The sequence below is a fragment of the Salinirubellus litoreus genome (assembly GCF_037335815.1).
Classification (GTDB): domain Archaea; phylum Halobacteriota; class Halobacteria; order Halobacteriales; family Haloarculaceae; genus Salinirubellus; species Salinirubellus litoreus.
The window spans coordinates 3,664,790-3,682,149 of sequence record NZ_CP147841.1 but is presented as its reverse complement, the minus strand read 5'-3'; the positions used below and the strand labels follow the sequence as shown (position 1 = coordinate 3,682,149).

At 70.4% G+C, this 17,360-nt stretch carries 17 protein-coding genes; 10 read left to right on the top strand and 7 right to left on the bottom strand.

Going from position 1 to position 17,360, the window contains the following annotated elements:
* Positions 1-214: 214 nt before the first annotated feature.
* Positions 215-1,009: a helix-turn-helix transcriptional regulator gene (locus WDJ58_RS18410; RefSeq protein WP_338914762.1), complete on the top strand. Its 795-nt coding sequence runs from the start codon at positions 215-217 to the stop codon at positions 1,007-1,009.
* Positions 1,010-1,070: 61 nt separating this feature from the next.
* On the opposite strand, the gene WDJ58_RS18405 is transcribed toward WDJ58_RS18410, so the two are convergent.
* Positions 1,071-1,679, bottom strand: coding sequence for an NADPH-dependent F420 reductase (locus WDJ58_RS18405; protein ID WP_338914761.1), 609 nt, complete (start codon positions 1,677-1,679; stop codon positions 1,071-1,073).
* 95 nt (positions 1,680-1,774) lie between these two features.
* The gene (locus tag WDJ58_RS18400) at positions 1,775-1,996 is read right to left on the bottom strand and encodes a hypothetical protein (RefSeq protein ID WP_338914760.1); all 222 of its coding nucleotides are present in this window, start codon (positions 1,994-1,996) and stop codon (positions 1,775-1,777) included.
* 144 nt (positions 1,997-2,140) lie between these two features.
* Between WDJ58_RS18400 and WDJ58_RS18395 the strand changes: the two genes are divergently transcribed.
* From WDJ58_RS18395 to WDJ58_RS18385, 3 genes are all read left to right on the top strand, one after another.
* A complete protein-coding gene (locus WDJ58_RS18395) occupies positions 2,141-3,262 on the top strand; it encodes a winged helix DNA-binding domain-containing protein (protein WP_338914759.1) in 1,122 nt (373 codons plus the stop codon).
* Between the two features lie 114 nt (positions 3,263-3,376).
* Positions 3,377-4,213, top strand: a complete 837-nt coding sequence (locus WDJ58_RS18390; protein ID WP_338914758.1) for an HVO_0234 family beta-propeller protein — start codon at positions 3,377-3,379, stop codon at positions 4,211-4,213.
* A gap of 81 nt (positions 4,214-4,294) precedes the next feature.
* Complete coding sequence (locus tag WDJ58_RS18385) at positions 4,295-5,305, top strand: threonine aldolase family protein (RefSeq protein WP_338914757.1); 1,011 nt, start codon at positions 4,295-4,297, stop codon at positions 5,303-5,305.
* 19 nt (positions 5,306-5,324) lie between these two features.
* On the opposite strand, the gene WDJ58_RS18380 is transcribed toward WDJ58_RS18385, so the two are convergent.
* Positions 5,325-6,227, bottom strand: coding sequence for an amidohydrolase family protein (locus tag WDJ58_RS18380; RefSeq protein WP_338914756.1), 903 nt, complete (start codon positions 6,225-6,227; stop codon positions 5,325-5,327).
* Between the two features lie 115 nt (positions 6,228-6,342).
* Here WDJ58_RS18380 and WDJ58_RS18375 point away from each other — a divergent pair, with 115 nt between their 5' ends.
* Positions 6,343-6,768, top strand: a complete 426-nt coding sequence (locus tag WDJ58_RS18375; protein WP_338914755.1) for an HIT family protein — start codon at positions 6,343-6,345, stop codon at positions 6,766-6,768.
* Between the two features lie 146 nt (positions 6,769-6,914).
* The gene (locus WDJ58_RS18370; protein WP_338914754.1) at positions 6,915-7,658 is read left to right on the top strand and encodes a ParA family protein; all 744 of its coding nucleotides are present in this window, start codon (positions 6,915-6,917) and stop codon (positions 7,656-7,658) included.
* 11 nt (positions 7,659-7,669) lie between these two features.
* Here WDJ58_RS18370 and WDJ58_RS18365 read toward each other — a convergent pair whose 3' ends face one another.
* Positions 7,670-8,167 carry a hypothetical protein gene (locus tag WDJ58_RS18365; RefSeq protein WP_338914753.1) on the bottom strand — a complete coding sequence of 166 codons (498 nt, stop codon included), beginning with the start codon at positions 8,165-8,167 and terminating at the stop codon, positions 7,670-7,672.
* A gap of 138 nt (positions 8,168-8,305) precedes the next feature.
* On the opposite strand from WDJ58_RS18365, the gene WDJ58_RS18360 reads away from it, so the two are divergent.
* Complete coding sequence (locus WDJ58_RS18360) at positions 8,306-8,521, top strand: hypothetical protein (RefSeq protein WP_338914752.1); 216 nt, start codon at positions 8,306-8,308, stop codon at positions 8,519-8,521.
* Between the two features lie 118 nt (positions 8,522-8,639).
* On the opposite strand, the gene WDJ58_RS18355 is transcribed toward WDJ58_RS18360, so the two are convergent.
* Positions 8,640-12,137, bottom strand: a complete 3,498-nt coding sequence (locus tag WDJ58_RS18355) for a cohesin domain-containing protein (protein WP_338914751.1) — start codon at positions 12,135-12,137, stop codon at positions 8,640-8,642.
* 143 nt (positions 12,138-12,280) lie between these two features.
* Positions 12,281-12,718: a MaoC/PaaZ C-terminal domain-containing protein gene (locus tag WDJ58_RS18350; protein WP_338914750.1), complete on the bottom strand. Its 438-nt coding sequence runs from the start codon at positions 12,716-12,718 to the stop codon at positions 12,281-12,283.
* 232 nt (positions 12,719-12,950) lie between these two features.
* Here WDJ58_RS18350 and WDJ58_RS18345 point away from each other — a divergent pair, with 232 nt between their 5' ends.
* The gene (locus WDJ58_RS18345; protein WP_338914749.1) at positions 12,951-13,559 is read left to right on the top strand and encodes an HDIG domain-containing metalloprotein; all 609 of its coding nucleotides are present in this window, start codon (positions 12,951-12,953) and stop codon (positions 13,557-13,559) included.
* A gap of 295 nt (positions 13,560-13,854) precedes the next feature.
* Here WDJ58_RS18345 and WDJ58_RS18340 read toward each other — a convergent pair whose 3' ends face one another.
* A complete protein-coding gene (locus tag WDJ58_RS18340; RefSeq protein WP_338914748.1) occupies positions 13,855-14,475 on the bottom strand; it encodes a DUF4864 domain-containing protein in 621 nt (206 codons plus the stop codon).
* 134 nt (positions 14,476-14,609) lie between these two features.
* Here WDJ58_RS18340 and WDJ58_RS18335 point away from each other — a divergent pair, with 134 nt between their 5' ends.
* Both WDJ58_RS18335 and WDJ58_RS18330 read left to right on the top strand, forming a co-directional pair.
* Complete coding sequence (locus WDJ58_RS18335) at positions 14,610-15,788, top strand: thiolase domain-containing protein (RefSeq protein ID WP_338914747.1); 1,179 nt, start codon at positions 14,610-14,612, stop codon at positions 15,786-15,788.
* Entirely contained in the window at positions 15,785-17,206 is a 1,422-nt protein-coding gene (locus tag WDJ58_RS18330) for a zinc ribbon domain-containing protein (RefSeq protein ID WP_338914746.1), read from the top strand. The genes WDJ58_RS18335 and WDJ58_RS18330 overlap by 4 nt, the downstream gene beginning before the upstream one ends.
* The last annotated feature ends 154 nt before the right edge of the window (positions 17,207-17,360 follow it).

Below are 17,360 nucleotides of genomic sequence, written 5' to 3'. Positions count from 1 at the left end.
GTCGGCGACCGTCCCCCCCGTCGGACGGTCGCCCGGAGTCAGCGGGCCTTTCGGGCTCCCCCGTGCCTTCCTCGGGGTACGGAACGCATCACTTTACCCCGCGAACCGCTGTTCCCGACCGGACACAGCGTTCGAAGCGTGAGACTGTCCGAGTAGCTCGGACGTGTCCGACGAGGAGATACGGGTTTAAGTGGGTCCCCACCGAACACCGGTCATGACCGGTCCGTCCCGTGACGTGAGCGAGGGCTCACGGGACCTCAGAGGGGTCCTGGGCCGCCGCGAGCAGACGCTGGACGCGCTGGCGAGCGGCCCGAAGGATCAGCGCGACCTGCGGGACGCGCTCGGCGTCTCCCGGTCGACCGCGTACAAGTCGCTCCGCGAACTGGAGGACGCGGGACTGATCCGACAGACCGACGAGGGACGCTACCGGCTCACACAGTACGGCTCGCTCGCCCACCGGCGCCACAGCGAGTACGTCGAGCACGTAAACCGGCTCGCCGAAGCCCAGGTGGTCGTCAAGGCGCTCCCGCACGACCTGCTGGTCCCGCTGTCGTTCGTCGAACGGGGACACCTCGTGGTCGCGACGCCGCACGCCCCCGAGCGACCGATCGACCGCCTGCGGACGGAGGCCCGTCGCTCCTCGGAGTACCGCGTGCTCTCGCCGATCGCACTCCCCAGGTTCCTCTCGACCATCCACGAACGGGTCGAGCACGACGGACTCGTGGCCGAACTGCTCGTCGAGACGGGTGCCGTCGAGTACCTCCGGGAGTACGACCGGCTGGACGAGGCGCTCGCCACCCCCGGGTTCGACGTCCTCGGGACGGACGAATCGATCGAGGTCGGCCTGTTCCTCGGTGACGACCGGGAGCTCGCGGGGCTGTTCGCCTACGGCCCCCAGGGTGGTGTCGTCGGGATGCTCCTCAGCGACGCCCCCGAGGCCTACCGGTGGGCCGACCGGACCTACCGGCGCTTCCGGGAGGACGCCACCCCGATCGACCCCGGGTCGTAGATCGATCCTCGGCCCCTTCGAGAGCCGATCGGGGGACGGTCGCACGTCCCCTCGTTCGGCCTCAGCGGGTCCGGTGGACGAACGCGAACTCGCGATCGCCGCCCGAGACCGCGAGGTGGATCCACAGCCGGGCGAGGTTCTCCAGGTGGACGGCGGCCGAGCGGTCGCCGGCGTCGAGCGGTTCGAACCCGAGTTCCCGGGCGAGGTCGGCGACCAGCGACTTCGCTCCGTCGTCGTCGCCCGCGAGGGGCATCGTCGCCGCGACACCCCCGAGTACGGGATCGACCATCACCTCCCACCCGACGGTGTTGAACGCCTTGACGACCCGTGCGTCGGGTGCCAGCCGGGCCGCCCGCTCGACACCGGGCTCGGGACCCGGATCGGGGTAGGTGTTCGTCGGGTCGACGAGCACCCCCGAGAACTCGACCGCCGAGAGGACGGGCTCGACGGCGTTCGGGGGGATCGCGAGCACGAGGACGTCCGTATCGGACACCTCCCCGACCTCGACAGCGGCGACGTCGCCGTCGATCCCCGAGATCAGGTCCCGGACCTCGGGTCGGTCCGGATCACGGGTGCCGAACCGCACGGCGTGACTCGCCTCCGCCCACCGTCGTCCGAGCGTGCTCCCGACACTCCCCGTTCCGACGACCCCGATGCGTACCGGATCCATGGCACGTGGAGGCTCCCCGAGAGGATAAGCGTGAGCGGCTCACCCGCCACGGCGGAACCACCTGGTGCGCCCGGCAGGGAACGGTGCCGAGCGGACTACCGTCGGGACGGCTGTCGGGCGCGGTAGCCGGCGTAGAGGAACACGAGAAAGACCAGCACGACGGTTCCGATGCCGGCGGCGACAAGCGTCCTGGCCTCCACCGCTCCGACCAGTAGCGAGAGGCCGCCGACGAGATAGGGGAGTACGAGGAGGGCGAGCACGAGGTACTGCCGACGTTCGATGGCGTCGAGACGGCGGTGGAGGGCGGCTTCGTCCACGTGTCCGTGTTTGGGAATACGCTCATCAACGCTTCGGACGTAGCGTGGACCGACTGTGACCGTCCTGGCGGTCCTGCGTGTCGTGCGAGTGGGCACAGGCGGCGGCAGGCTCATCTCCGACGAGCGCCCCGGTACGCTGCACGAATGACCCGTTCGCTCTCGACCGAGGAGGCGCTCGCGATCCGTCTTCGATCACAGCGGCTCGGTCCGGACGCGGCGGCGGGATCGGTTCACGAGGCGGTCTCGGCCGCCGCGGGGATACAGGCCCAGGAGAAGCCGTCGGCGTTCCTCTCGGTCCGTTCCCGGACGTCCGGGGCGACCCTCGCCGACGTCGAGGCCGCGCTCTACGAGGAGCGGTCCGTCGTGCGAACGTGGTGTATGCGCGGGACGCTCCACCTCGTCGCCAGCGAGAACCTCTCCCGGCTGCTGTCGATCCTCGGCCCGGCGTTCGCCTCCCGTGGACCGGAGACGAAGCAGCTCGCCGAGATGGGGTTCGACGAGGGCGGCGTGGACCGAGCCGTCGGGATCATCGAGAGGATACTCGCGGCGGACGGGCCGCTCACGCGGGACGAACTCGCGGACCGACTCGTAGTAGAGGGTGTCGGTATCGAACCGGGGAGCCGGGTACCGAACGTCCTGATCCGGCAGGCGGCGCTCCGGGGAGCCATCTGTGAGGTCGCCCCGAGGGACGGTGACAACGCGTACGACCGCCTCCGAGAGTGGGTGTCTCCCGACGAGCCGAGGGACCGGGAGCGGGAACTGGCCGACCTGGCGCGGCGATACCTCTCGGCGTACGCGCCTGCCTCGCTGGAGGACTTCGCGGCCTGGAGCGGCCTCTACATGCGCGACGTTCGCGATGCCTGGCAGGCCATCGCCGCCGAGCGGACCGAGGTGGACGTCGACGGCCGGCCGGCCTCGATGCTCACGGAGGCGATCTCGGAGCGCGCCCCGTCCCCCGACGAACCGACCGTGAGCCTGTTGCCCGGCTACGATACGTATCTGCTCGGGTACACCCCGGAGAACCGTCCCGTCCCCGAGCCGTACCGGTCGCGGGTCTGGCCGGGAGCGGGTATCGTCCGCCCGACGGTGGTTCTGGACGGGAACGTCGTCGCGACGTGGAAGCTCGACCGCTCGGCGGACCCGCCGGTCGTCCTCGTCGACGCGTTCGAGTCACTCGGAGCGAACCAGAAGGAGGGGATCGAGGCGGAGGTGCGCGACGTGGGGCGATTCCTCGCCGAGCCCGAACTGGCGTTCGTCGAGGAGTGACGGCGGAAGCTCGACTCTCCTGGGAGTTGGAACCGCTACGAAGCGTCCTACAGTCCCCCTACCCGGACGCCGTCCGGTCGGTACGCCTTTGGCCGCGCCGGCGCAGGGTCGAGTATGAGCGCCGAGAAGGACATCACGCTGGAGGAGAAGCGGGTGTACGCCGCCACCGCCGGGCGGACGGAGGCGTTCGTCGCCTGCGGCGTCGGGCTCGCGCGGGTCGCCGTCTCCGACGCGCTCGTCGGGGAGTTCGGGCTGGTCCGGCGCGGCGACGCCCGCGACGTGGCCGCCGGTGCCGGTTCGCTCGTCCTCGCCGCCGACGGGGACGTCCACGTGGCGGCGGGTGCCGAGGACGAGGAGCCGTCGTTCGAGGCCACCGGCTTCGGACCGGCGACCGCCGTGGAGGTCGACAGCGAGGGCGACCAGCAGGGGGCGGGGATCGTCGCCGCCGGAGGCGGGCGGGTCGCCCGCCTCGACGGCGGGGAGTGGACGACGCTCTGTGAACTCGACGGCGTGCGGGCGATCGACGGCGACCTGATCGCCGCCGAGAGCGGGGTTCACCGGCTCGACGGCACCCACGTCGGCCTCGGGTCGGCGCGGGACGTCGCGAGTTCGGGCCTCCCCTTCGCCGCCACCGACGACGGGCTCTACTACCTCGGGAACGGGTGGATGGACGCCCACGAGGGTGACTTTCGAGTGGTCGCGTCGGACGGCGAGCGCGCCCACGCGGCCACCGACGGGGCGCTCTACGAGCGCGTCGGCGCGCCCGACGAGTGGGCCGCCGTCGACCTCCCCGCCGGGGACCGGGTGGTCGACGTCGCCCACGCCGAGACGACCTACGCGGTCACCGACGACGGGACGTTCCTCGCCCACGACACCGCCGAGGAGGTCTGGCGTGACCGCACGCTCGGACTGGCCGACGCGCGATCCGTCGCGGTCGTCGACTCCGGGTAGCCGAGTCCGGCGTAGCTCCGGGGATGGGCGAGCGCTGGCGATACCGCGCCGTATATGCGTCTCGACCCGGAAGCCGACGGTATGATCGACCTGCGCTCCGACACCGTGACGCGGCCGAGCGACGCGATGCGCGAGGCGGCCCGCGACGCCGAGGTGGGCGACGACGTCTACCGCGAGGATCCGACCGTGAACGAACTGGAACGGCGAGCCGCCGAGATCGTGGGGATGGAGGCCGCGCTGTACGTCCCGACGGGGACGATGGGCAACCAGGCGGCGGTCCGGACCCACACCGACCGGGGCCAGGAGGTGCTCGTCGAGGAGGAGAGCCACGTCTTCAAATGGGAGCTCGCCGGGCTCGCCCAGCACTCGGGCGTCCAGACCCGGCCCCTCGACGGCGGCGATCGCGGCGTCCTCACGGCCGAGCAAGTTCGAGAGGGATACGTCGAAGCCGACGACCACCGGCCCGGGACCGGCCTCGTCTGCCTGGAGAACACCCACAACTCGAAGGGCGGGACCGCCATCGCGCCCGAGTACGTGGACGAGGTGTGCGAGGCCGCCCACGACCTGGGGGTGCCGGTCCACCTCGACGGTGCCCGGCTGTTCAACGCCGCGACCGCCATCGACGTCCCCGGCTCCCGTCTCGTCGAGAACGTCGACAGCGTGATGTTCTGCCTCTCGAAGGGGCTCGGCGCTCCCGTCGGATCGATGCTCGCCGGGAGCGAGGCGTTCGTCGAGTCCGCACGCCGCGTCCGCAAGCTCCTGGGCGGGGGGATGCGACAGGCCGGCGTGATCGCCGCGCCGGGCCTGCTCGCCCTGGAGAACCGCGAGCGGCTCGCCGAGGACCACGAGAACGCGGAACGGCTCGCGGCGGGCCTCGACGGGATCGAGGGGGTCAGGGTACCACAACCGGAGACGAACATCGTCGTCGCCGAGACCGACGACCCGGCCGAGTCGTTCGTGGCGGCCTGCGAGGCGGAGGGCGTGCTCGCCGGGACGTTCGGCGAGCACCGGGTCCGCTTCGTCGCTCACCTCGACGTCGATACCGAGGACGTGGACCGGGCGATCGAGGCGGTCGAGCGGGCGGTCGCGTAAGCGAGCGCTCCTCGGCTCGCTACTCCCCCAGGAAGTTCTTCGCAGCCCCGCGGAACAGCGCCTCGAACGCCTCCTCTGAGAGGTCGCGTTCGAGCAGTCCCTCGCGCTCGCGGACGTAGTCGTGGGGCATGTTCGGGAAGTCCGAGCCGTACATCACCCGCCCGGCGAGCTCCTCGAACACCGCGTCCGGTACCGTCGTCGGATCGAAGTCGACGTAGTCGCTCACTACCGTGGCCATGGCGAAGCAGGTGTCGAGGTAGACCGACTCGCGCTCGCGGGCGAGGTCGACGAACGCCTCCCACTCGAACGTCCCCATGTGGGCACAGCAGGCACGCACCTCCGGGTACGACGCGACGAACTCGCGGAACGGGTCGATGCCGACGTGCGGGGAGTCCCGGAACATCGGCGCGGTGCCGGCGTGAAAGAGGATCGGCCGGTCGTACTCGGCGGCGAGTTCGAACGCCGGGTCGAGCCGCGGGTCGGCCGGGCCGCACTCCTGGACGGGACACTGGAACTTCAGGCCGCGCGCGCCCGACTCGAAGGCGTCGCGGACCACCGATCCGACCTCGTCGTCGCCGTGGACCGTCGCGAACGGGACCGCCATATCCGACTCGGCGGCCGAGTCGAGCACCCAGTCGTTCAGCTCCCGGGCGATACCCGGGCGGTGGGCGTACGGCAGCGCGACGTACCGCTCGACGCCGTGGGCACGGAGGGTCGCCTCGATGCCCTCGCGGTCCGCGGGGTGGGGAAACTCCCAGCCCGCCTCCTCGTGCAGCGCGTCCCTGATCGCGGCCATCAGCCGCCCGGGCATCAGGTGGACGTGACAGTCCGTCGCGCCGACGAACCGGGGATCGATCTCGCGTTCGCTCGTCGATCCCGCGGTCCCTTCCCCGGCGGTGGTTCCGTCCTCGTCCGCGTCCATGAGGGACCGAGCGGCCAGGGGCTAATAGACGTACGGCCGGCGGGTACCGGACCGGCGCGGACTGGACCGACTGTACCGGGAAACCTTCATGGACGGGCCGGGCCTGCCACCGCATATGAGCCAGGACTGCATCTTCTGCAAGATAATCGACGGCGAGCTGCCGAGCCGCTCGGTCTACGAGGACGAGGACGTGTTCGCGTTCCTCGACGTGAACCCGCTGGCGGAGGGCCACACGCTCGTCGTGCCGAAGGCACACGATCCGCGCGTCGGCGGCCTGCCGGACGACGTCGCCGCCGCGGTGTTCACGGCGATGAGCGAACTCACCCCCGCGATCGAGCGGGCGGTCGACGCCGACGGGATGACCGTCGCGGTGAACGACGGCGAGGCCGCCGGCCAGGAGGTCCCCCACGTCCACGGCCACCTCGTCCCCCGGTTCGAGGGCGACGGCGTCGGCCCCATCCACTCGCTCCAGTGGGCGCGGCCCGACCTGGACGACGCGGCGCTCGACGACGTGGCCGAGTCGATCCGCGAGGCACGGTAGGCCCCGGACGTCGCCGGTCGACCGCCGAGCGCCAACACCCAGCGGGGAGTACAGAGTGCAGGGCGTGCCCCACGCGAGAAGGGTGGACGGCGGCAGCCGTCGAGTCGCTCCGTAGGTTTTTGTCCGAACGGGGGACCACCACCCGTATGGGTCGAGCCGAGACGCTGGCTCTCGTGGGGGCCGTGGGGGGAGCCGGGACGACCAGGCTGTGTGTCGAGTTCGCCGCCCTCCTCGCCCGGGACGGACGCGACGTGGCGGTGTTCGACGCCGCGTACGCCACGCAGGGGCTGGCCGACCACGTCGGGGGACGCATCGACCCCGACGTGACCGCGCTGTGTACCGACGCGACCGATCAACCGGTCGAGGCGGGGCTGTACGACGCCCACCTCGACGCACCCGGCCGGGTGGCCTACTGCCCGGCGTTCGCCCCGTTCGAGCGGGTCGCGAGGGCGAAGACGCCCGAGGCCGCCAGGCGGTTCGCCGAGCGCGTCGGGGAGGCGAGCGAGGCGTTCGACCACGTCTTCCTCGACGTCCCGCCCGTGGCGGCCAACCAGTCGCTCGGGGCCGTCGACGCCGCCGACCGGGTCGCGGTCGTCGCGCCCGATACGGGCCGGGGTACGGACGCCCTCCCCCGGATGGTCGCCCGCCTGCGGGACGTCGACAGCCCCGCGACCGTCGAGATCGCCAACCGCGGCGACGGGGACGAGATAGAGCGAGCGATGGTCACCGTCCCCGAGGGACCCACCGAGGCCGCCGCGGCCCCGGCGGTCCTCCGGAACGGGGCGTTCACGGTCGGCGTGGGCCGGGCGGTCCAGGACGTCCTCGACGTCGAACTGTCGGTGAACCTCGCCGATATGCGCCCGCCGGGGCTCAGAGAGCGGTTCCTCTGACTGGGTCGTCTCTACAGCAGGTCGTCGACGTCGCTCCGTGCCTCGACCAGTGGATCGGGGTTCGCGGAGCCGGGTGCGAGCAGTCCCTCGACGGCCTCGCTGGCCCCGGAAAGCGGATCGTGCGTGTGGGCGTACACGCCGAGCGCGAAGTCGGCCTCGTCGCCGATCAGCCGGATGGCCTCGGTCCGCGGGACCCGCGCCGCGAGGAAGTCGTCGACGACCGTCCGCTGGTGAGGGGTGAGCGGCGAGACCGGCTCGCCGAGGCGGTGGAGGGTCTTCGCACCGGTCGTCGGCGCGAGTCCGGCGCGGCGGGCCGCCTCACCCACGGTGGCCCCCTCGGCGTAGACCGCGACCAGTTCGGCGGCCGCCTCCACCCCACACGGCAGGTCCTCGGCGAACGGTTCGAGGCGCGTCACGACGTCCGTCTCGGTGTCGTCGACCGCCGCGACCCCCCGGTCGACCTGCTCGGTCGTGACCTCGATCCCTGCGGCGATATCCGAGAGCTCCATCGCGCCGAATTTGATACTCGTCCAATATAAGATTTAGTATCGTATTGACAGGTGAGTGCGGAGGTCGAACCGGTCCGTGACCGGATTTCGCCGAACGGTCCCCATGGACTGATTACGCCCCGGTCCGAACGACCAGCCATGCCCGAGCGGCCCGCCAGGGCGGCCCTCAGGGCCGCGCTAGCCGACTGGCCCCGACACGTCGCCGCCGTCGTGCTCGTCGCCGGGGCATTCGCCGCCGCCGAACTCCTGGCGACGCCGAGTGCCCGCTACGGCGCCTACCTCGTCGCCTTCGCCGTCTGGATGGCCTGGTTCGTCCTCACGGCCGTCGAGTGGCTCCGCCGGGCGGACTTCTGATCGGACCGAGACGCCACTTCCGGGCCGTCGGCGTCGTCACGTAGTCCACCAGCACCGCCACGAGCAGCACGACCACGCCGCCGGCCGGACGTATCCCGTCCTGCGAGGCCCCCGTCGCTCATCCAGTCCCGGCGGTCTCCTGCCAGTTGCGGCCGATCAGCACCGTATCGAAGATGTCGACGACCCCGTCGTTGTTCAGGTCGCCCGCCGCCGCGTAACACGACTCGCCGACCGCGCAGTTCCAGCTCTGGCCGACCGCGACCGCGTCCACGATGTCGACGACGCCATCGCCGGTCCCGTCGCCCGCGATGTAGACCTCGCTCGCGACCGTCGCCGTCGCGTTCGCCCCCTCGCTGTCGGTCGCCACCACGCGATAGGACACTTCGTCGTAGGCTCCCGCCGAGGCGTTCCACGAGGACGTCTCGGGCACCGTCGAGAGCGTCCCGTTACATTCGGTGGTGTCGCACGCCAGGCTGTCGACCTCGGTCCCGCTCGGGTCGACCAGCCGGACGCTACTGACCCCCGAGCGATCGCTCGCTTCGACCGCGACTCCGAGGGGACTGCCGACGTTGTTGCTCGCGAACGAGAGTTCGGCCGTCAGCGTCGGCGGCGCGTTCTCGCCCACCAGCACGCTCGCGTTCGTCGGCGTCGTCGCGATGCGCTGGCCCTCCGGATCGCTGGCCTTCACGTCCACCAGCGAGAGATCCGTTCGCGTCAGTACGCCCGCCTCGAACCCATCGGCGACCCGCACCTCGACGACCGCCACGGTGCCGTTGCCCGAGACGCCCCCGGCGCTCCGGCGTGACTCGCCGTAGCTGACCCGGCCGGCCTCGTTGTCGACCGACTGGGTGACCACCAGCGTCTCGTTGGCCGCCCCCAGGTAGGATCCGCGGGTCACGGTCGTGACGTTCAGCAGCGTCGCGTTGTACGCGAGCCCGAACTGCACCCCGTAGACTTCGGCCCCGGCGCTGGCGGTGTAGACGATCGGAATTTGGATGGATTCGCCGGGCGCGATCGTCTCGTTCGCCGGTGCGACCGCGAGTCGGGACTTCCCGGCGGGGGCCGACCCGCCGCCGAGGGTCGCCGTCGCAGACTGGCCGGCCGCGCCGTCGTTCCCGGCGGCATCGGTCGCCCGCTCGAGCGTCGCAGTGTAGGTCCCGTTCGGCAGGGACACTCGGCCCGTGTAGGTGTACGGTCCCGTGCCGGCGTCGGTGAAGTCGCTCGCGTTCAGGCGTGCGACCGTCGCGCCAGTGGTGTTCGTGATGGCGACGTCGATGGCCGCGAGCGGCTCGCTGGCGTCGAACGTGACGACGAGCGCGTCGTCGTCGGTCCCTGCGTCGAAGCCCGTCACCGTCGGGGCGGTAGTGTCGGTCTCGTCAGTCCCATTAGCCAGGGGTGCGAGGACGCCGAACTCCCCGGCGGTGACGTTCGCCCGGACGGTGTTCGTCGCCGGATCGACGCGGTTGCCCCCCGACACCTCCGCCCAGGTGTCGTTATACTGCCAGAGCCGGATCGACGCCTCCTCGATATCGGCGGCGGGGTCGGGATAGCTGGTGGTGAGGTCGAGCCAGGCGTCGGGGCTGGTCGGGGTCGCCTCGAGGAAGACTCCGAGGTCGGTCCGGCCGGCCGGCGGCGCGGGCGGGGTGGGTTCGGTCGCCAGCGCGACGTCACGGCTCCGGAACGAGACTGTCGGGCCGATCGTCAGCGCCTCGACGGTGTTGTTGATCGAGCCGTTCCGCGAGCGGTACGCCGCCCCGTCGTTGCCGGTGGCGGTGTTATTGAGAAGACGGTTGTCGCTGGCGGCCTCGAGGAGGATGCCCTGACTGTTGTTGGTGATCGTGTTGTTCCGGACGAGCGTCCGACTGGCCTGGTCGAGTTCGATCCCGACGGCCCCGTCCGAGGCATCGTTGTCGAGGAGGCGATTGTCGTAGGAGTTCTGCCCGGCGACGCGGATGGCGGCATCGTTCGCCCGGACGGTGTTGTTCCGGGAGTTCTCGGTGACGTTGATCAGGCCGACGGTGCTCCGGGTGATGGTGTTGTTGTCGCTGATCGAGCGGAGAGTGATCGTCTCGGCGGTGATCTGAGAGAAGGTGTTCTCCTCTGCGTTTTCGAGGTTAATCGTGTCGGCGGTGACGTTTTCGAGACGGTTCTCGTCTGAGTTGCCTACCTCGACGGTGGGGACCGAGACGTTTCGAATGGTATTGTCCGTCGCCCCGTCCAGGGAGAGCGTGCCCGTCAGCGCCCCATTATCGCGGACCAGGCTGTTCGAACCGTCGACCGCGATGTCGGACTCGATCTCGTTGTGAACGACCGTCGAGTTCGGGCCTACGTCGACGGATTCGGCGCTGCTGTTCGTGAGACTCCCGCCGCCGACGTAGATCCCGTTCGCCGTGATGTTCCGTGCAGTGATGTTCGTGGCGAGCGAAATTGACTGGGCCCGGGTGTCCACTATACTGCCGGCCGTCGCCCTGAAGTTTATCTCCCCTTGGCCCACCGAGAAATTCGTCATTTTCCCATCGGAACCGAAGAACCGGATAGTACCGCCGGTCGTGACCGCAGAATCGGAGACGACGTTACCTGTTCCATTTATATATAGTGGCCAATAAGTTCTAGAGCTGATGTTCAGTTGACTGTTCGTCAGTGTGTTGTTGTCGCCGAAGACACCTGAAGATTGCAAAGTACGATTCACTGTCATATTGGATATCCGGTTGTCGTCACCGGACACGTCAAACCCACCACCGTCCAGTTCGAGGGGGTCGCGTCTCGTCGGCGGCGGTGTCCCGATCACGAGGTTGTCACGGATCAGACTCCGGTTGCCCTCGAGCCGGATACCCTTCAGACGGAGACGTTGGTCCGCCCGTGGAGCATTGACGAAATTGTTCTCGATGATCGCGTCGGAGCCTTCGACGCCGATCCCGTTCCCATCGAATATCAGGCCCTCCGCGTTGATGTCGTTGCGACGGACCACGACGTGCTCGGCGTCGAGGTGGGCGTTAGCGGAGCGGAGCACGCTGTCGTGCAGATGGATGTGCTCGGAGCCGACCGCGCTGATCCCGGCGTAGTCGTAGCCGCGGAACTGGACGTCGGCCTCGGTCACGCTTTCCAGTCGGATGCCGTACTTCCAGGATCTGACCTGAACGTCCCGTATCGTGAGATTACTCGCGTTGGCCGCGCGGATCGCGGACCCACCGATGATGGTGTAGTAGCCGTCGGTGATGTTCCCCTGGATCTCGTAGCCGTTACCGTCGAGGACGACGTCGTCGGCGGAGATCTCGATGCAGGTCGTCTGCTCCTCGGGCGGTGCGTCCTGGGTGATGTTCCCGGCCAGGGCGTAGCTCCCCGGCGAGTCGATCGTCGTACAGTCTGTCACCTCCTGTGGGGCCGCCCCCTGCTGGCTCGTCTGGACGCCGGAGGGCGACTGTGCTGTGGGAGCTGTTCCGACCTGGGCCGACGCCGATCCCGTCACCGGAGCGGCGGTGTCGGCTGGCCCATCCGCGACTCCCGCTCCGAGCGCGACCGACGGGACAGTCGCCACGACGACGAGCGCGGCGAGAAGGAGGGCGACGATCCGCGACACGTCACGGATCGTATCCGGATAGCGCGTACTGTTGTGCATGCTGAGCTGTCAATCCCCTTGCCGGTCGGGAAGAGTGGTCGTTGTAAGTATTTGTGGTGACTCAAATATCGAGTCACCACTCGTGGGCCGTCGGTTCCACCACCTCACCGCCCCCGGAACCGATCCATCCTACCGCGGATGAGCTACTCCCGTCGGCGGACGATGTTCCGGAACGTCGTCGTGAGGACGGGCTCGCCCCCGGACCCGTAGACCGCGAGGTCGAACGACACGTCACCCCTGTCGGGACGGGTCGATTCGTCCTTCTCGGCGACGGTGACGCGGCCCGAGAGCGTCTCGTCGGGGGCGACCGGGCGGTGCCACCGGATGTCGCTCATGCCGCGGCCGCCCATGTTCGCCACGTCGTTCATGAACCCCTCGACGAGTAGCTTCCCGCCGATACAGAGCGTGTGGAGCCCGCTCGCGACGAGGCCGTCGAACACCGATCCCTCCGCGCCCGACTCCTCCAGGTGGAACGGCTGTGGGTCCCACTGCGAGGCGAACGAGACGACCCCCTCGGGCGTGAGCGTGTACTCGCCGAGGTCGAACGACTCGCCCTCGGTCAGGTCATCGAAGTAGCGCATGGATCGGACTGGGCGGGTGTACCGCAAGGTGGTTTCGGTGACCGCGGTCGGAGGGCCGGAACGCCGAAGGACGCCGCGTGAGGGAGGCCCGTGCTCCGATCGCCCCCGACGTGACGTCCGGCGCTCCCGCGGTTCGTGTTCTCGAGGTGCGGGGGATCCGGCGGGGGTGTTTATGTACCTCAGTTCGGAAGGCGTCACGCGGGACGGGCGCGGGTCCCGCGAGGACCGACCGATGCCAGGAGACACCGACGAGAGGAACACGGACATCGACTACGAGGACCAGGTCAGGGAGGCGTTTCCCGAGATCGAATCGATCGCGGACGCCGACCTGCGCGAGAAGACGGTCGAGGTCTGGACGCTCGCGCTCGACCGCGGCGGCTGGCGCGACGTCCACGACGTCCCGCACACGTGGAACATCCCGGAGCCGAACACCGTCGCCCACCTGCGAGGGGTGTTCAGGGCCGCCATCGCGTGCGCCGACGTCCAGGAGGAGTTCTACGGGATCGACGTCGACAGGGACGTCGTCAGGGTCCTCGCGCTCACCCACGACGTGGGGAAGTGCCTCGAGTACACCGTCCACGTGGACGACGACCTGCTCGTCGACCCGGACCCGCGGTACGCCGGCGATGACGTGCCCCACCAGCTGTCCGGATACGCGCTCGCAGCGGAGGTCGGCCTCCCTCCGGAGGTGACGCGGGGGATCCCCCACGGACGGTACGCGATCCCCGGGAAGACCATCGAGGCGGCGCTGATCGAGAGCGCGAACTCGGTGAGCACGAACGCGATGACGATGCAGGCGATGGGGCTCACGATCGAGGAGTGGACCGAGAAGCACCATTAGGATCGCGGGGCCATCGCGCTCGAAGCGGATCACTCGGCGTGACGGAGACGACTGCCGACCGAATGGGGCTCCGACGCGGTTCGCGGTCGCCGCCCCAGAACGGGCCCCGCGTCGGGACCGCTCGGGGCCCACGGAGCCAACAGTTCCGAGCCACTCCTCGAGCCCGACCGGCGACCGACTCCACGGCACCGACGGGCGTACCACGTTGCCGTCGATACTGGACGCCGCGAGGACCCACGCCAGGGTCGCGCTGGGGTTCTGCGGGGTCGAGCACGTCCGGGGGTAAGACGGGGCCCTATCGCAGGAGACCGACCGTCGGTCGACCGCTCGTGGGGGTCGACTCGCCCTCCACACCGACGACGCCGGTCGACAGCCAGCAGCCCTCCAGCGGACCGTCGGACTGTCGCTGGAGCCGCCACCGGTAGGCGGTCGTCCGGTTCCCGTTCCGGACGGTCACACGAAGGGAGGCGATGCTTTCCTCGCGACCGACCGGTCCGATCGTCACCGCCTCGGCGTCGAGCAGCGGTCCGTACCCCCGCTCGACGACGTCGACGAACCGGGCGAAGGAACCGATCGCGCGGCGGTTGCCCGGTGCGGCGAACTGCCAGGCGGTGTTGAACCCCTCGCGGCTCCCGGGCGGGTTGTTCCGGAGCGCCCCGACCTGTATGGCGACGACGAGCCCCGGCGGGCGCTCGCAGGTCGGCCGGAGACGGAGGTAGCGTGGCTCGGGGACCGGCGAGGCCGGCGTCCGGGTGGCAGTTGATTCCGTCGGTTCGGCCGTCGGGGAGTCGGTCGGGACCGTTACGGGAGTGAGCGGCGTCTCCGTCGTCGAGGTGGTAGGTGAGATCACACTCCCGCAGCCAGCGAGCGCGACCACCACCGCGACGAGGAGGACGCTCCACGGTGATCGCGCCATACGCCCCGTACGGGGAGCTCGCATTTGATGGCTGGTGTCGAGGCGAACGGTGACGGGACCGCCCGGACGTCGCCCTCGGAGTACCGTGGGCTCCTGCCCGGGGGTTATTTATCACGCGCATCGGGGAAGGGGGTATGCGCGAAGCGTACGTCGTCGGCGCGGGCCAGTCGGAGTTCGGCTCGTTCCCCGACGAGAGCTACCGGTCGCTGTTCGAGACCGCGTTCGAGGCGACGATCGACAGCGTCCCCGCCGGTATCGACCCTGAGGAGGTGGACGAGGCGGTCGTCGGCACGCTCGGCGTCGGGGGTCGACAGCTCGGTCTCCCGGGGCCGGCCGTCACCGAACACGTCGGGCTCCACGGGATCCCCGTGACCAGGGTCGAGAACGCCTGTGCGGCGAGCGGCTACGCCGTCCGCCAGGGCGTCCAGGCCATCAGATCGGGGATGGCTGACGTCGTCCTCGCGGGCGGGGTCGAGGTGATGACGGACATCTCGGGTGACGCCGTCCGGTACTGGCTCGGCGTCTCGGGCGAGACCGAGTGGGAGCGCCTCTCGGGGACGACGTTCGCGGGCGTCTACGCCCAGATGGCGAGCGCGCACATGCGCGAGTACGGGACGACCCGCGAACAGCTCTCGCACGTCGCCGTGAAGAACCACGAGAACGGGGCGAAGAACCCCCACGCACAGCTCCGGTTCGAGTGTACGCTGGAGGACGCGATGGAGGCCCCGACGGTCGCCGACCCGCTCACGCTCTATCACTGCTGTCCGACGACCGACGGCGCGGCCGGTGTCCTGCTGGCCAGCGAGGACGTCGTCGAGGAGTACACGGACGACCCGATCCGGGTCGCGGGTGTCGGCGCGGCCTCGGATCGCGTGGGACTGTTCCAGCGCGAGACCTACTCGGGCGTGCCGGCAAGCCGGAAGGCGGCCGAGACCGCCTACGAGCGGGCCGGCGTCGGCCCCGAAGCCCTCGACTTCGCGGAGGTCCACGACTGTTTCGCCATCGCCGAGCTGATGGCCTACGCCGACATCGGGCTCTGCGAGCCGGGCGAGGCGGGCGAACTCGTCGCCTCGGGAGCCACGAGACGCGACGGGGAGACTCCGGTGAACACCTCCGGTGGCCTCAAGTCGAAGGGTCACCCCATCGGTGCGACCGGCGCGGGACAGGTGGTCGAGGCGTTCAAACAGCTCTCGGGCGAGGCCGGCGAGCGCCAGGTCGACGGAGCAGTACGAGGTCTCACGCACAACGTCGGCGGGTCGGGTGGTGCCGCGGTCGTCCACGTCCTCGAACGGGAGCGGGAGGTGGGCGCATGAGTTCCGGAGGCGAGGGGCACCGAGGTATCGCGGCCGTCGGTGCCTACGCCCCCGACCTCCGCATCGACGGCGAGGAGTTCGCGGAGGTGTGGGGGAGCTCCCCCAGAGGTATCGAGACGAAATCGGTGCCCGACGCGGACGAGGACGCGCTCACGATGGCGGCCGAGGCCGGTCGGCGCGCGCTCGGGGCCGGTGACCTCGACGGGACGGACGTCGGGTTCCTCGCGTTCGCGACGACCACCCCCCCGCTGGAGGAGGAGGACCTGACCGCTCGCCTCGGGTCCGTCCTCGGCGTGCCCCCGACGGCGGTCCGGCAGTCGTTCGGCGCGAGTACCCGCGCGGGGACGCGGGCGCTCGTCGCCGGCCTCGACGCCGCGTACGAGGGACCGGGGCTCGTCGTCGCCGCCGACTGCCCGCGGGGCGAGCCCCACGACGACCACGAGCACGCCGGGGGGGCCGGCGCGGCCGCGTTCCTGCTCTCCCCCGACGCACCCGCCGAGGTCGTCGCCCGGAGCGAGTACGCCACGCCGTACCCGGGGACGCGGTTCCGCCGATCGGGGAGCGAGTCGGTCGAGGGGCTCGGTGTGACGAACTACGACAGGGGCGCGTTCTCGGGGGCGCTCGGCGGAGCCGTCGAGGGGATCGAGTTCGGGGAAGTCGACGCCGCCGCGGTACAGGCCCCCGACGGGGGGATTCCGTACCGCGCCGCCGGCGCGCTCGGCGTCGACGCCGAGACCATCGCGACGTGTGCGACGGTCGCCGATCTCGGGGATACTGGTGCGGCGAGCGTCCCGCTCTCGCTCGCCCGGGCGCTCGACGACGGCCACGAACGGGTGCTCGCCGCCTCGTTCGGCTCCGGCGCGGGCGCGGACGCGCTCGTCGTCGAGCGCCGGGGTGAGGTACCGGCCGAGGTGGACCTCGACGGGGAGACGGAACTCCCCTACGCCGAGTACCTCCAGCGGCGCGGCGAGATCACGCCGGGCGAGCCCGACGGTGGCGGCGCGTACGTCTCGGTTCCGACCTGGCGACGGTCGCTCCCGCAGCGCCACCGTCTCGTCGCCGGGCGGTGTCCGGAGTGTGACGGGCTCACCTTCCCGCCGGAGGGCGCGTGCAACGACTGCGACACGCTCGTCGAGTTCGAGGACGTCCCACTCTCGGGCCCGGGTGAGGTCCGGGCTATCACGACCATCGGTCGCGGCGGCGCACCACCCGAGTTCGCCGAACAGCAGGCCCGGAGCGGCGATTTCCAGGTGGCGATCGTCGCGTTCGAGGCGGCGGGCGAGGAGGCGACCGCGCCGGCGCAGGTGGTCTCCACGGCGACCGTCGAGGCGGGCGACCGGGTCGATCCCGTGATCCGGCGGATCTACACGCAGGAGGGCGTCACGCGCTACGGGTTCAAGCTCGAACCCGCGGAGTAGCTCGCCGCCCCCCTCGGGCCACGTCCGGGCGAAGGCGGACGCGGTCGGGGACGACGAGGAGGCTGATCGACGTACTGGGGATGGTCGAACGGTCGGGACGCACCGGGGCGAGTGGGAGAGGTGGTCGGTCCGACTCCGGGGGCGGGCACGGTTC